This is a genomic window from Lachnospiraceae bacterium JLR.KK002 (assembly GCA_036941025.1).
In the GTDB taxonomy this organism is placed as follows: Bacteria; Bacillota; Clostridia; order Lachnospirales; family Lachnospiraceae; genus Petralouisia.
Genome location: JAYMNP010000001.1, coordinates 2,921,953 through 2,935,805, shown reverse-complemented (window position 1 = coordinate 2,935,805; position 13,853 = coordinate 2,921,953). Strand labels below are relative to the sequence as shown.

11 protein-coding genes are annotated in these 13,853 nt (G+C 44.7%); 10 read left to right on the top strand and 1 reads right to left on the bottom strand.

Annotated elements, in window-relative coordinates; all coding sequences use genetic code 11:
• Nucleotides 1-507 precede the first annotated feature (507 nt).
• The 9 genes from VSQ32_14285 to VSQ32_14245 all read left to right on the top strand — a co-directional run bounded on the left by VSQ32_14285 (nucleotide 508) and on the right by VSQ32_14245 (nucleotide 10,804).
• A complete protein-coding gene (locus VSQ32_14285; protein MEH2943995.1) occupies nucleotides 508-1,686 on the top strand; it encodes a peptidyl-prolyl cis-trans isomerase in 1,179 nt (392 codons plus the stop codon).
• 74 nt (nucleotides 1,687-1,760) lie between these two features.
• Nucleotides 1,761-2,816 carry an FAD:protein FMN transferase gene (locus VSQ32_14280; GenBank protein ID MEH2943994.1) on the top strand — a complete coding sequence of 352 codons (1,056 nt, stop codon included), beginning with the start codon at nucleotides 1,761-1,763 and terminating at the stop codon, nucleotides 2,814-2,816.
• On the top strand, nucleotides 2,803-3,177 hold the full coding sequence (locus VSQ32_14275; protein MEH2943993.1) for a NusG domain II-containing protein: 375 nt from the start codon (nucleotides 2,803-2,805) through the stop codon (nucleotides 3,175-3,177). The genes VSQ32_14280 and VSQ32_14275 overlap by 14 nt, the downstream gene beginning before the upstream one ends.
• Nucleotides 3,178-3,221: 44 nt before the next feature.
• On the top strand, nucleotides 3,222-3,716 hold the full coding sequence (locus tag VSQ32_14270) for a Gx transporter family protein (GenBank protein ID MEH2943992.1): 495 nt from the start codon (nucleotides 3,222-3,224) through the stop codon (nucleotides 3,714-3,716).
• 77 nt (nucleotides 3,717-3,793) lie between these two features.
• The gene (locus VSQ32_14265; protein ID MEH2943991.1) at nucleotides 3,794-4,984 is read left to right on the top strand and encodes an ATP-binding protein; all 1,191 of its coding nucleotides are present in this window, start codon (nucleotides 3,794-3,796) and stop codon (nucleotides 4,982-4,984) included.
• A 1-nt stretch (nucleotide 4,985) separates the two neighbouring features.
• Nucleotides 4,986-5,666, top strand: a complete 681-nt coding sequence (locus VSQ32_14260; protein ID MEH2943990.1) for an RloB family protein — start codon at nucleotides 4,986-4,988, stop codon at nucleotides 5,664-5,666.
• 172 nt (nucleotides 5,667-5,838) lie between these two features.
• Nucleotides 5,839-6,018, top strand: coding sequence for a hypothetical protein (locus tag VSQ32_14255; protein ID MEH2943989.1), 180 nt, complete (start codon nucleotides 5,839-5,841; stop codon nucleotides 6,016-6,018).
• A 44-nt stretch (nucleotides 6,019-6,062) separates the two neighbouring features.
• Complete coding sequence (locus VSQ32_14250; protein ID MEH2943988.1) at nucleotides 6,063-6,914, top strand: helix-turn-helix transcriptional regulator; 852 nt, start codon at nucleotides 6,063-6,065, stop codon at nucleotides 6,912-6,914.
• 314 nt (nucleotides 6,915-7,228) lie between these two features.
• Complete coding sequence (locus VSQ32_14245; protein MEH2943987.1) at nucleotides 7,229-10,804, top strand: hypothetical protein; 3,576 nt, start codon at nucleotides 7,229-7,231, stop codon at nucleotides 10,802-10,804.
• Nucleotides 10,805-11,126: 322 nt separating this feature from the next.
• On the opposite strand, the gene VSQ32_14240 is transcribed toward VSQ32_14245, so the two are convergent.
• Nucleotides 11,127-11,822 carry a hypothetical protein gene (locus tag VSQ32_14240; GenBank protein ID MEH2943986.1) on the bottom strand — a complete coding sequence of 232 codons (696 nt, stop codon included), beginning with the start codon at nucleotides 11,820-11,822 and terminating at the stop codon, nucleotides 11,127-11,129.
• Nucleotides 11,823-12,020: 198 nt separating this feature from the next.
• On the opposite strand from VSQ32_14240, the gene VSQ32_14235 reads away from it, so the two are divergent.
• Entirely contained in the window at nucleotides 12,021-13,817 is a 1,797-nt protein-coding gene (locus VSQ32_14235) for an ABC transporter ATP-binding protein (protein ID MEH2943985.1), read from the top strand.
• The last annotated feature ends 36 nt before the right edge of the window (nucleotides 13,818-13,853 follow it).

Sequence of the window (13,853 nt, the reverse complement as noted above, 5' to 3'; positions counted from 1 at the left end):
ACGAGAATGGCTATGTCTGAGAGACCAGTTCAGCCCACGCCCCTTTTAACAATCCCCAGACCGCCTGGCAGGCAGGCTATCCGCTGCAGAAGCAGCGCCTGTCTGAGGCTTGAGGGGCGTTCCGCTCATAGCCAGCATTCTGTGCTCATTCATGCAAGCATGAATCGCCCACGAGAATGGCTATGTCTGAGAGACCAGTTCAGCCCACGCCCCTTTTAACAATCCCCAGACCGCCTGGCAGGCAGGCTATCCGCTGCTGAAGCAGCTCCTGTCTGAGGCTTGAGGGGCGTTCCCCTCATAGCCAGCATTCTGCGTTCATTCATGCAAGCATGATTCACACAGAATACAGGCTATGGCTGAACTGTTTGAAAATCTTGTGAAAACAGTTGCCAGAGGCGAAAAAAAGAATTATAATATCAGCAGTGTGCCTGAACAGATTCGGATTTCAGGTAAAGTTATGATATCGTACGGGAATCAGTACGGTGAAAGAATACACAGGAGGATGTTATGAAAGGAAAGAAAATCATATCTCTGTTACTGGCGGCGGCAATGGGAATTTCTGTTCTGGCAGGCTGCGGGAACACCATAGACGAAAAGAAAGCAGGTGCAACTCTGGACGGGGAGGAAATCTCCCTTGGATTTATGAATTTTATGGCAAGGTATCAGCAGGCCGTTTACGACGGTCAGTTTTCCGGTATGTTCGGCACGGATATGTGGTCTCAGGATTTATTCGGCGAAGGGACGGACATGGAGACTTCCGTTAAGAAAAATGTGGCGGACAATATTGAGACGCTGTATCTGCTGGAAGACCATATGAAAGATTACAATGTGGAGATTACAGAAGAAGAACTGGCCAAAATGGAAGAAGCAGCCAGACAGTTTCTGGAAGACAACAGTGAGAAAGCCATGAAACAGATGGGAGCTACGCAGGAATATGTAAAGGAAATGCTTCGGCTCAATACCATTCAGACGAAAATGCGGAAAGCCATAGACGCAGAGGTGGATACGGAAGTTTCTGATGAAGAAGCGGCTCAGAAAACCATCAGCTATGTAAAAGTAAATAATAAGTCAACCACAGACGAAGAGGGGAATTCCAGAGATTATACGGAGGAAGAAAAAGAAAATCTGAAAAAAGAGGTGGAAACCTTTGCTGCTTCCGCCGGAGAAGATTTTAAAGCGGCAGCGGAAAAGGCAGGCTATACTGTTTCAGAGAGCTCTTATGGTGCGGACGATGAATCTCTGGAAAAAGTGCTGACAGAAGCTGCGGACAAGCTGAAAGAGGGAGAGCTGACCGGCGTTATCACGGGAGAGGAAGCATTTTATGTGGCCCGCATGGACAGCACCTTTGATGAAGAAGCTACGGAAAAGAAAAAGGACGAGATTGTCACTGAGCGTAAAAATGACCATTACAAAGAGGTATGCGACAAGTATAAAGAAGCCGCAAAATTTGAACTGAATGAGAAAGAATGGGCAAAGGTGAAATTCGACGACCTGTTCACCATGAAGCAGGAAGAACCCCAGGAATCTGAAGAAAACGCGGACAGTGCAGGTTCCGAGGAAAATGCAGATAATACGGAAAATACGGAGAATACGGAGAATACAGGTTCCGAGGAAAATGCAGAGAACCCGGAATCCGGCGGAAATGAGGATGACGCAGCATCCGGTGAAAATACAGAGAATCTGTAAGCAGAGCAGACGGTAAACAGAGGGCTGCCGCATTGAAATCTTTCATGCGGCAGCCTTTGTAAAAGGTGAGGAACATGAAAAAGACATACAGTGCGGGAATTCTTCTGCTGGCTGTTGCATTGCTGGCAGGAATAGTGCTGATACAGGAGCGGAGCAGTGAACTGAAACGGTATGAAACTACTTTTTTTGACAGTTTCGATACGGTGACGGTGATTACCGGGTATGCAGAAAGTCAGGAAGCATTTGAGAAACAGGCCGGACAGTTGCAGGAAAAGCTCCGGTATTATCATGAGCTGTTTGACATCTATCACAGTTACGATGGAATCAACAATGTGAAAACCATCAATGACGCTGCAGGAAAAGAGGCTGTAAAAGTAAATCAGGAATTAATAAATATGCTGAAACTTGGCGTGGATATGTATCAGAAGACAGATGGGAAAATCAACATTGCGTATGGAAGCGTGCTGTCTCTGTGGCATGAATACCGGGAACAGGGACTGGCAGAGCCGGAACATGCCCAATTGCCCCCGGAGAATTTGCGGAACGAGCGTGGACAGCATACGGATATTTCCCGACTGGTGATAAATGAGAAAGATTCTACCGTATTTCTGGAAGACGGAGAAATGTCTCTGGATGTGGGGAGCATTGGAAAAGGTTATGCAGTGCAGCGCCTGGCGGAATATGCAAAAGAAGCTGGAATGGAACATCTGCTGCTCAGCGTGGGCGGCAATGTGTGTGCAGTGGGCAGTAAACCCGACGGGACGCCCTGGCAGGTGGGAATTGAGAATCCTGATTTGGAGAGTGATAAGAGCTATGTGGGAACCCTGGAACTGTCCGGAGCCTCTGTAGTAACCAGCGGAGACTACCAGCGGTTTTATGTGGTAGATGGAAAACGGTACTGTCATATTATTGACCCGGATACGGGAATGCCCCCGGAGCATTTTCCCCTGGTATCCGTACTGGCAGAAGATTCCGGTCTGGCGGACGCCTGGTCTACCGCATTGTTTAATATGGAATTCCAGGAAGGGCTTGCCCTTGTGGAATCGGTGCCGGGGGTGGAAGCACTGTGGATTCTGGAAGACGGAGGGATTCGCTGTTCCGGCGGATTTGGATTTCATGAAGAAAAATGATGTAGTTTTAATTGTGGTAATTCTGGTTCTGGCACTGGCGTCCTTTGGAGGGATTTACCTGTATTCTGCCGGAAATACCGAAGATGGAGAAGCGGTGGTCTATCTGGACGGCGTGGAACAGGGACGTTATCCCCTGAGTCAGGAGCTGTCCCTGGAAATACCTGCAGAAAACGGGAATTACAACCTGCTGGAAGTCAAAGACGGGAAAGCAGATATCACAGAGGCTTCCTGTCCCGATAAAATATGTGTAAATCACCGTCCGGTGAAACACCTGGGGGAAAGCCTGGTGTGCCTGCCCAACAGGGTTGTGGTGGAGATTGAAAACAGCGGGGAGGCGGAGCTGGACGCCGCCACCAGATAGTTTCCCGATTGACTGGTATTTCATCAGACAGAGAGGAGAAAATCATGGCAAAAAAAGCGGCATATATGGGAATGCTCACAGCGCTGGCCTTTGTATTTTCCTATATAGAATTTCTGATTCCTGTCAATGTGGGCATTCCCGGAGTCAAACTGGGACTGGCTAATCTGGTGACCATTGTGGCCCTGTATATTATGGGAATCCGGGAAGCCTGTACCCTGTCCCTGATTCGGATTCTGCTGACGGGCCTTACCTTTGGAAATCCTGCCGGTATGATATACAGCTTTGCGGGAGGTGCGCTCAGCCTGCTGGTGATGACAGGCGCCCGGAAACTGAAACTGTTTTCTGTAACGGGGGTCAGCGTACTGGGGGGAGTGTTTCACAACCTGGGACAGATTCTGGCTGCTGCTGCTGTGGTGGAAAATGCCAGGCTTCTGTATTATCTGCCGGTGCTGGTGCTGTCCGGAACCATTGCCGGAGCGTTGATTGGCCTGCTGGCGGCTGTGTTGGTCAGACGACTGGAAAAACTGAACAGAGAGTGAAATATTGTGGAAAAATCTCAAAATAATTGACATAGATTCCGAAAATAAGTATATTATAAAGAAAAGGAGGTGGAAATATGCTGGTGCAGTTTATGGTAAGAAATGTACTGTCTTTTAAAGAAGAAACCATTTTGGACATGACAGCTATTAATGCCTATAAAGAACATGAATGCAATTTGATTGATAATGGGACAAAAGAAAAATTTCTCAGAGTAGCGGCGATTTACGGTGCCAATGCAAGCGGGAAATCAAATCTTCATCTTGCCATGGTGTATTTTAAAAATATTATTTTTGGCTCCTTCAATAATGTGGAGAATGGAGAGACAGCGATTGACAAGTATTATTTTCCATTTTCTTTTGAAGATGATGAGGAAAATTCAGAATTTCAGATTGTGGTGATTCTGGATGGATTTGAGTATACTTATGGATTTGAATATAATGCGGATTTCATTGCGGCAGAATGGCTGTATCGAAAAAGTCTGAAAACCAACAGGCAGATAACTGTTTTTGAGCGGACAGAAGAAGATGTGGTGTTCGGACCGGTGGTCAGAAAGGAATGCGATGTATACAAAGAACAGATTCCGGCTGACGCGCTGGTGCTTTCTTTTTTTAACAAACTGAAACTCAAAACAGGAATTTTCAGAACGGCGTATATGGGAATTATTAATATCCTGGTGGCTTCTGACAGTCTCTGGGAAGACACGGGAATGCTGAAAAAGCGCCTTCCGGAAATGATTGACAAAGAGAAAGAAAAACTGGTGGAATTTTTAACTGCCATTGACACGGGAATAAAAGATATTGTTTATGAAGAAGAAGGAAAAAACATTAATTTTTATACCACGCACAGAGGAAAGGATGGGGAGGATTACACGCTGAATCTTTTTTCTGAATCGGAAGGAACCATAAGGAGTATCATGATTTTTATATACGCCCGCAGGGTGATTTTGCATAATTATGCGATGTTTGTGGATGAACTCAATATAAAGCTGCATCCTTTGCTGCTGAAATTTATTGTAGATTTATTTTATGAGCAGAATTCCACTGCACAACTGATTTATACCACTCATGATACAACGCTGATGGACCGTAAGTTTTTCCGGAGAGATCAGATCTGGTTTGTCCAGAAGGATGAATACGGATATTCGACGCTGCTGGCATTATCTGATTTTAAGGTCAGATCAGACGCTTCCTTTGAGAAAGATTATCTGGCCGGCGTATATGGCGGGATTCCCCTTCTGAAAGAATTCGAAATGAAAGAGGGGGAATGAAGTGGGGACAGATGATATTTTTAAAAAGCGCAGGGCGGCCAGAAAGCAGAGAAAGCACGAATACAGGAAACCGAAAGCCAATTCTTTTCTGATTGTAACGGAAGGAAAGAGAACGGAGCCCTTATACTTTAAAGGAATGCAGCAACTGATAAAAGAAAAAACAGGCGGAAATATTGAAGTGGTGGAGGCGCCGGTGATTGAGATTCGGGGAGAAGGCTGCGGAACAGGGAAGCTGATAGAAATTACTGACCGGCTTGTAAAAGAAGCCCGGATTATCTATCAGAATGTATGGGTGGTTTTTGATAAAGACGATTTCCGGGATTTTGACCAGGCCATAAGTACAGGAGAAGAAAAAGGATATAAGATTGCATGGAGCAATCAATCCTTTGAATACTGGTTATATCTGCATTTCTGTTACAGTGATTCGGCCCTTCATCGGGATGAATGGCGGGCAAAGCTGGATGAAATTTTCAGGAAATATAAAATCGGAGGAGGAAAATACAGGAAAAATGATACCCATATTTACCAGTTGGTAAAGGATGGTGTGGATACCGCAATAGCAAATGCGGAAAAACAGATGGCCGGGTATGAAAAGAGCGGAAAGAAACCCTCGGAATATGATCCTGGTACAACGGTTTACAAACTGGTGAAAGAACTGAAACGATATCTGGAGGAAGAATAATTTTAACAGGATAATACTGCAGCAGGCAGTCTGTCCCGGAACCGGGAACAGGCAGGCCTGCTGTTTTTCAACCACCCCTTGAGCATACTCAACCACCGCTTGCTGTCCGGATTCCCGCAGTTTTGGTAGTATGGATTCAGCAGCAGAGAAACAGGTCTCAAAGGAGGAAAAGATGAAGAAAATACCGTTAAACAGGAAATTTGGAAAAGGTATGGCAAAAAATTCCATTCATGGTATGATAACAGAAGATACGGGCATTGCTTATTACAATGTGTCAGAACAGGAATCCATCAGAACCATGCGGCATACTGCGGGAGTGGAACTGGAACGGATGAAACAGTTACTGAGATAGCAGGCAATTGCCTGAACTGAGAAAGAGAGAAAAGGAGAAAAATTATGTTTGATACAAGAATAGTCGGAAAGAAAATTGCAGCATTGAGAAAAGAAAAAAATAAAACCCAGATGGAGCTGGCAGACGAAATGGGCGTCAGCTATCAGGCGGTAAGTAACTGGGAGAGAGGCAATTCCATGCCGGATATCTCCAAACTGCCTCAGCTCTCTCTGATTCTGGGAACCAGCGTGGATGAAATTCTGGGCAAATCCAAAGAAACGGAGCTGGTGGAACATGTGATTGCCGGGACGGAACAGACATTTCTGGAAGAACAGGAAACAGAAATGGAAACCATAGCAGAGGTGGCGCCTCTGATGAAACCGGAACAGACGAAAAAACTGGTGGAACATGTGGTGGAATCCAAAGAGGAACAGGGAGAAGACGGTTCCGGAGAAGAAAAAAAGAAAATTTCCATAAAAGAACTGACAGCTCTTGCGCCTTATCTGGAGGAAGATTATCTGGAAGAACTGGTGGAAAAATACGGGATTCAGAGTGATATGCACAGTCTGGCGGCCCTTGCGCCCTTTCTTTCAGAGAAAGCCCTGGATAAAATCGCGCTGGAATCAGAAGGAAGCATGAAAGAACTGGCAGTCCTTGCGCCTTTTCTCTCGGAAGAAACTCTGGATAAAATTGCCCGGAACACAGAGGCGGAGCCCAAAAGCCTGACGCCCCTTGCACCGTTTCTTTCGGAAGAAACTCTGGGAGAGATTGTGCTGGGGGCAATGGAAAAGGGGAACATTGATAACTGCGTGAGTCTCTATCCGTTTCTGAATGATGAAACACTGAAACAGATTGCCTCCCGCCTGATGGAAGAACAGGGTACGAAATCTCTGCATTCCCTCATGCCCTTTTTATAGAAAATTCCATCTGCCGGAAAATAAAACTGAAATAGTCTGAAAATAACAGGAAAAACTTACCAGACGTTTGAAAATAACGGGGGAGTAGAAAGTGTACAAATTACACAAAAAGTCAAAAACATGGAAACAACAATTGACTTTTTATATAAAGGGGACTAAAATAAGAGAAGGTCATTTGTGAAGAAAATGTGAAGTAAGCATGAAAGTTTTATGAATCCCTGCGTCCCCTTGGGATTCAAAGATGGCACCTTCTTTACAGGAACGCTCACAGGTGATAAAAAAACTATTATTTATTTCACGAAAGGAGTTTTTTTATGAGAAAAAGTGGAATGACAGCACGTGTTGCAGCCGTTGTACTGGCGGCCAGCATGGTCATGACAAGTGTGCTTCCTACTTTTGCTGCGGAAAATCTGACAGTGGAAACTGACGATAAAGCTGCAGTGAATGGTGTGTCCAAAGTTATTGGACTCCGGGGAGAAGCGGACTGGGATGTTCTGGCACCCGGCACTGCTTATGAGACGCCTTATAGTTATGTGAACAAAGTCAGTGACAGTGTGTATGTGGCAGGAACCAAAGAGACACTGGAAACCATGAAATTTGGAGACGCACTGTACAAGAACGGGGAAAGTTATTATACCAGTGCTTCAATGGTAAATCCGTCAGTGATCCGTTTATCCGGACCCGCAACTGTTGTAGTGGATGGATTACAGCCGGATCCCACCACGGGACTTTATGTGGTAAACGGGAAATATTATGCTTATGTGAACTCAACAGACCAGGTGCAGAAGGATGCGCAGGGTAATACTACCGGATATACACATCTGGCAAGTTATGTAAGTGATGATAATGAAGTTAATGTCCTGGGAACCGTACCGGGAGAGTTTGAAGACGACTATTATTATGCAGGCGATATGCGGACAGCGGTAGACGCAGCTTTTGGCAGAAAGCTGGATGCTGCCCGGACCGGATATGACTGCTATGCAGGAACTGACGGAAAGCTGTATAGAACTATTACCGATGTCAGAACTGCAACTAATCCGGAAACAGGAAAATATGTTGTAAAGAGCGTATATGCATATAAGAACAATGAGATTGCGCTGGATAAGAAATATCAGCAGATTTCATGGAATCCGGTTACCAATAAGACAGAAGTGGACAGCAATGGCAAACTGTTACATGTTGGGTATCAGATTAAGATGAATGATGTGGATGTTGTTTCCGGCAACGTTGCATCCAACAACGGTAGTCTGCAGACAATCTACGGAGGTACCACATATACAACTCCAATTGGCTATACTGCAGCAGAGAAGAATAAGTTTGAAGTAAGAGCTGTATACTACACAGAGACTGAAAATTATGTGGCTGACGTAGACTATGAACAGCAGCCGTATGAGAAAGATGCAGGAACAACTTACGAAATCGTTAAGACAGGTGCATGGTCAGAGCCCTTTACCTATGCATGGTCCATGCCTTCCGTACCGGCAGTGGCAAATCTGCAGTTCACTCAGAAGAGTGTTGGCAAGGGAGAACTTTCCTGGAATGCAGCAAAAGAGGCACATGGATATAAAATTGAATATGTAAGTTCCAATACTCTGGTTGACCCGGCTGCTTATGGAGAGTTATTTGATGGTGCTAATTCCACCAGAGTAGGTGCGAATACTACACATTATGATGTTACCAATGTTGCCAACAGCGCAACAGATGATGAATATACATATTACAGAGTATGTGCATATGTGGAAACAGATGATTCAAGACTGTATGGTACATATTCCAATGTTGTTGCAGTAGGTCTTGACAAGAGACAGAATACTCCTGAAATCAAAAACCTGCAGATTGAGCAGAAGATGGATGGTTCATTCGATTTGACATGGGATGAAATCGACAAAGATGCAACAGTAGTAATTTTTGCTTCTCAGGATAAGAAGATGTTCGATACACCGGAATATACCTATAAGTATCTGAATGCAACCGGTAAAGATGCGGCAGGAAATACATACAGCCTGACAGATGTATTCGGACTTCAGGATAAACTTGCAATTATCAATAAAAAGGTAGATACTTACAGAGGAACAGGTATTGACCGGGTTTCCAGCACACAGTTAAAACTGGAAGTCGGCAAGAAATATTACTTCGTAGTGGCAACTGTTGACAGTATTAATCATGGTACTGACCGTTCCGCAGCAGGCAAATATATTGCCAATGTGGCAAAGGTTCCGGGCGCAGTAAATAATGTAAGTTTTGGTTTCTACAATGACATTGTAACTTCCAAAACAGTTTCCGCAACACCTGCAATCAATATTACACAGCCTTCTACAAAATCCGGCAAAACTACTGTTACCATGTATTTCAACAAGACGGAAAACGTAACAGGATACCAGATTTACCGTAAGAACAGCAAAGGTAAATTCAAAAAGATTGCAACCATTAACTCTGCACAGTATGCAGACAAAGAGCTGAAAGAAAACACCATTTACGATTATCAGGTAAGAGGATATTATTATAATCCGGATACCAAAAAGACCGCATACAGCGATTATGTATACTTCTCAGCAGAGACAGGCAATGACAAATTTATTGAATTAAATGTAAACAAACAGAGCAAGAATTCTGTAAAACTGAAATGGACCAAGGTTTCAGGCGTAACTCAGTATGAGATTTACAGAAGCTATATGACAGGTACAAGCACTAACTATACACAGAAAAATAACTCCGGTTATGGATATGGCGATGGCGCTTATGCACTGTCCAATGCAAAATGGGAGAAAATTAAGACCATTACCAATGCAAAGACCACATCCTTTACCGATAAGAAGCTGAAAAAGGGAACATCCTATACCTACAGAATCGTTGCTACTTATGCTTCCGGAGCAGCTACCAGACAGATTTGGGCTTCTGACAGTGTAATCATGAAGGCAACCGCACCTCAGAATGTAAAACTGACACTGAGCAAGAACAATGTAAAAGTAACATGGGATAAAGATACCTTTGCTTCCAAGTATCAGATTCGTTATAAGAAATACGATGCGGAAAACAGAGCAGAGAAATTAACCTGGACCGTAAAATCCACCAAGAAGAATTACTACACCATTAAGAACATTGCAAAAGGCGGAAAGATTGACGTTCAGGTACGCGCATACGGCGATAAGAAATGGTCAACTTATACAGTCACCTATACCAAAGCAAACGGTGAACTTGCGGCGGCTAAAAATGTAACTGCAAAAGAAGTTACGGAAACACTGGCAGACGGAAAGACCAAGACTACAGCAGTTAAGGTTACCTGGAAGAAAGTTTCCGGCGCTGCATATTACAAAGTATTCCGTTCCACCAGCCCGGTTGCAGACTACAATGCAGATAACAAGACATATTACAGACCGGATGATGATAACTTTACACTGATTTCCAAAGAGAGCAATGCTGATGAGACTTATGACAATGTATTCTACAAAGATTACAAGAATGTATCCGGCAGTGTTGTGGGAACGAAAGCAACAGACCGCGCACGTCTGCAGACAGGTGTAACCTATTACTACTATGTAGCTGCATACAGTGAGAATGGTACAAGAATCTCCAAAGGATTCAATAAACCTGCAAGCATCTGTTACAAAGCTACTCCGGTTATCAGCAAAGTTACCATTAAAAAGGGTAAAGTAACCCTTAAGGTTGCTAAAGTAACTGGTGCAAAACAGTATGAAATCTATCGTTCTACCAAGAAGAACAAAGGTTACGAAAAGATTGGAGTGACCAAGAAGAATAAGACAACATATACTGATACCAAGGTTAAGAAAGGTAAGACATATTACTACAAGGTAGTAGCTGTTGGTACCAACGGACTGAAGGGTGATTTCGTATCCGCAGCATCCGCAGCAAAGAAAGTAAAAGCAAAATAAACCAGATTGTTTATCCGGGAGGCCAGTGGTCTCCCGGTTTTTTGTCTTATAGGAATACATTGCCACGCTAACGCGTGAAAGCGTCTTCTTATAAGATAATTATGTCCGTTTTGTTCTGTTTAGCTCATGAATACACAAAAACCCCCTCAGAGCTTTTCAGGGGACAGCGCTCTGAGGGGGATATGCTAATTTATACTCTCCAATCATAATAACAACCGGGAGAGGTAAAATATGACATTTTTGGAAGAGTTTTGTTAAATGTTTCCGAATAGTGCCGAAATACAGGTTCTGACTATAGTTCAATAAAGTGGGAGTTTTCTGGCTATATGGGAAGCTGCCGGTGTTCCAGTTCGGAAATTCTCTTTTTTAATCTTGCATTTTCGTCTGCATATCTTGCATTTTCATCCGCATATCTGCTAATTTCTTTTTCCAGCTCATCAATACGGAAACGGTATTTATCATTGGGAAGTTCCAGTGCGCCGGGAAGTAAAGGTTTCATGTGTTTAACAGCTCCTTTCGTAATCCTGTGGAAATCGGAACAGATGTGTTCATGCAACTGGTTTGACAGTTCCAGAAGCTGAGAGGCATCATCCAGGGTAAGATTCCCCAGTTGGAAATTCATCTCTATGCTTCTGATTATATCATTCTGAATTTCTTCCTGCAACCGGAAGAATGCTTCCGGAGAAAAATTTGAATTTTCATTTTCTGACAGATTCTGTGCATCCAGGAAATTGTGGAGTCTGAGCACCTGAAAGGGAATCAGAACAGCCATGTTTTGCTGATTCAGTTGTGTGACGTCGTGGGCCAGGCAGGAATAGTTGCGGATTCGGTAGTCAAAGGTCCCCTGACTGCCAAAAGAAATATGGAGAATACTTTCCTCCGGAAGAGGTTCCTGATGGTTCAGATAAATGATAACAGGTTCCGGGAAGTTCAGACAGTCAGGTGTTTCCTGAGCAGACATGGCATAATAGAAACCGTATTCAAAGACACGTAAAAAAATCTGGTTATCCTGTGTCATCTGAGCTTCCAGATGAAAGGTATGAGAATTGCCAATTGTGAGAAAAATATCTGCAAGCCTGCTTTTTAAATCGGGTCGTATGAGTTCAAAAAGTATAAGATAAAGATATGGGATTGTCAATTACATTTATTGGTATTATAATAGAAAAGCAAAAAAACTGGAAACAGGAACTGAAAAAGAGATAAAAGAGGAATCCCCATGAAGAAATTACTGATATATCTGAAAGATTATAAAAAAGAAAGTATTCTGGCCCCCCTGTTTAAAATGCTGGAGGCCTCCTTTGAACTGATTGTGCCGCTGGTGGTAACCGCTATCATTGATGTGGGAATTGCGGAGCGGGACAGCAGTTATATTTTAAAGATGTGTCTGGTGATGGTAGCCCTGGGCCTGATTGGGCTGCTGTGCTCCGTAACAGCCCAGTATTTTGCCGCAAAAGCAGCGGCAGGATTCGGCGCCAGGGTGCGTCACAGCCTGTTTTCTCATATTCAGACATTTTCTTTTTCCGAAATTGACCAGGTGGGAACAGCAACGCTGATTACCCGGATGACCAGTGACATCAATCAGGTACAGTCCGGAGTCAATATGGTGCTGCGTCTCTTTCTGCGTTCGCCTTTTATTGTGTTTGGCGCCATGGTTATGGCCTTTACCATTGATGTGAAGGCGGCGCTGATTTTTGTGGTGACCATTCCCCTGCTGTCTCTGGTGGTATTTGGCGTAATGGCGGTCAGCATTCCTCTGTACCGGAAGGTGCAGGAGCGTCTGGACAGAGTTCTCGGTATTACCCGTGAAAATCTTACGGGCGCAAGGGTAATCCGGGCATTTCATAAAGAAGAGGAAGAAAAGAGCAGGTTTGAGGAAGGGCTGGAGAATCTTACTGCCATGCAGAATCATGTGGGCAGAATCAGTGCTTTTCTGAACCCCGTCACCTATGTTATCATCAACGGTGCAACGATTTTTCTGCTGTATACGGGAGCATTGCAGGTGGATGCAGGAACCCTTACCCAGGGAGAAGTGGTGGCGCTGGTCAACTATATGTCTCAGATTCTGGTGGAGCTGATTAAGCTGGCCAACCTGATTGTGACCATCACAAAGGCTGTAGCCTGTGGCAACCGTGTGGAATCCGTTCTGGAAATTCAGAGCACCATGCCGGTATCCGGGCAGGAGCTTTCTTCCCGGAGGGAAAAAACGGATGGCCAGTCATTTTCAGAATCCGGAAAGGAAAGGAATTCCGGGAAGCAGGGAAATCCGCCGGCAGTACAGTTTTCCCATGTGGGACTGACTTATGAAAAGGCCGGGGCAGAAAGCCTGTCTGATATTGATTTTTCCGTAAATCAGGGAGAAACCGTAGGCATTATCGGCGGTACCGGTTCCGGCAAAACATCCCTGGTACATCTGATTCCCCGGTTTTATGACGCCACCAGGGGAGAAGTATTAATTAATGGAAGAAATGTGAAAGAATATTCTCTGGAGGAGCTGCGCCAGAAGGTGGGAATTGTTATGCAAAAGGCGGTGCTGTTCAAAGGAACGATTCGGGAGAATCTCTGCTGGGGCAAAGAGGATGCCACAGAGGAAGAACTGGCGGAGGCATTGGGCATTGCCCAGGCAAAAGAAGTGGTAGAGGGAAAGGACGGAAGGCTGGACGCCCTGGTGGAACAGGGCGGGAAGAACTTTTCCGGCGGACAGCGGCAGCGGCTTACCATTGCGCGGGCGCTGGTAAGGAAACCGGAAATCCTGATTCTGGACGACAGTGCCTCGGCTCTGGATTATGCCACGGACGCCAGACTGCGGAAATCCATCCGGGAAATGGAAGGAAATCCCACGGTTTTTCTCGTGTCTCAGCGCACGTCCTCCATTCAACATGCGGATAAAATTATTGTACTGGAAGACGGAGAAATTGCCGGTATGGGAACCCATGAAAATCTGCTGGAAACCTGCAGCGTTTACCGGGAAATTTATGAGTCTCAGTATAAAAAGCAGCAGGAAGCCGCCGGATGAATACATGGACGGAACATGGGAAAGGAATCTGATGTA

Bases quoted from the DNA above. Each gene is read 5' to 3' on its own strand.
- VSQ32_14285 (MEH2943995.1), top strand. From the start codon at position 508: ATGAAAGGAAAGAAAATCATATCTCTGTTACTGGCGGCGGCAATGGGA.
- VSQ32_14280 (MEH2943994.1), top strand. From the start codon at position 1,761: ATGAAAAAGACATACAGTGCGGGAATTCTTCTGCTGGCTGTTGCATTG.
- VSQ32_14275 (MEH2943993.1), top strand. From the start codon at position 2,803: ATGAAGAAAAATGATGTAGTTTTAATTGTGGTAATTCTGGTTCTGGCA.
- VSQ32_14270 (MEH2943992.1), top strand. From the start codon at position 3,222: ATGGCAAAAAAAGCGGCATATATGGGAATGCTCACAGCGCTGGCCTTT.
- VSQ32_14265 (MEH2943991.1), top strand. From the start codon at position 3,794: ATGCTGGTGCAGTTTATGGTAAGAAATGTACTGTCTTTTAAAGAAGAA.
- VSQ32_14255 (MEH2943989.1), top strand. From the start codon at position 5,839: ATGAAGAAAATACCGTTAAACAGGAAATTTGGAAAAGGTATGGCAAAA.
- VSQ32_14250 (MEH2943988.1), top strand. From the start codon at position 6,063: ATGTTTGATACAAGAATAGTCGGAAAGAAAATTGCAGCATTGAGAAAA.
- VSQ32_14245 (MEH2943987.1), top strand. From the start codon at position 7,229: ATGAGAAAAAGTGGAATGACAGCACGTGTTGCAGCCGTTGTACTGGCG.
- VSQ32_14240 (MEH2943986.1), bottom strand. From the start codon at position 11,822: ATGACACAGGATAACCAGATTTTTTTACGTGTCTTTGAATACGGTTTC.
- VSQ32_14235 (MEH2943985.1), top strand. From the start codon at position 12,021: ATGAAGAAATTACTGATATATCTGAAAGATTATAAAAAAGAAAGTATT.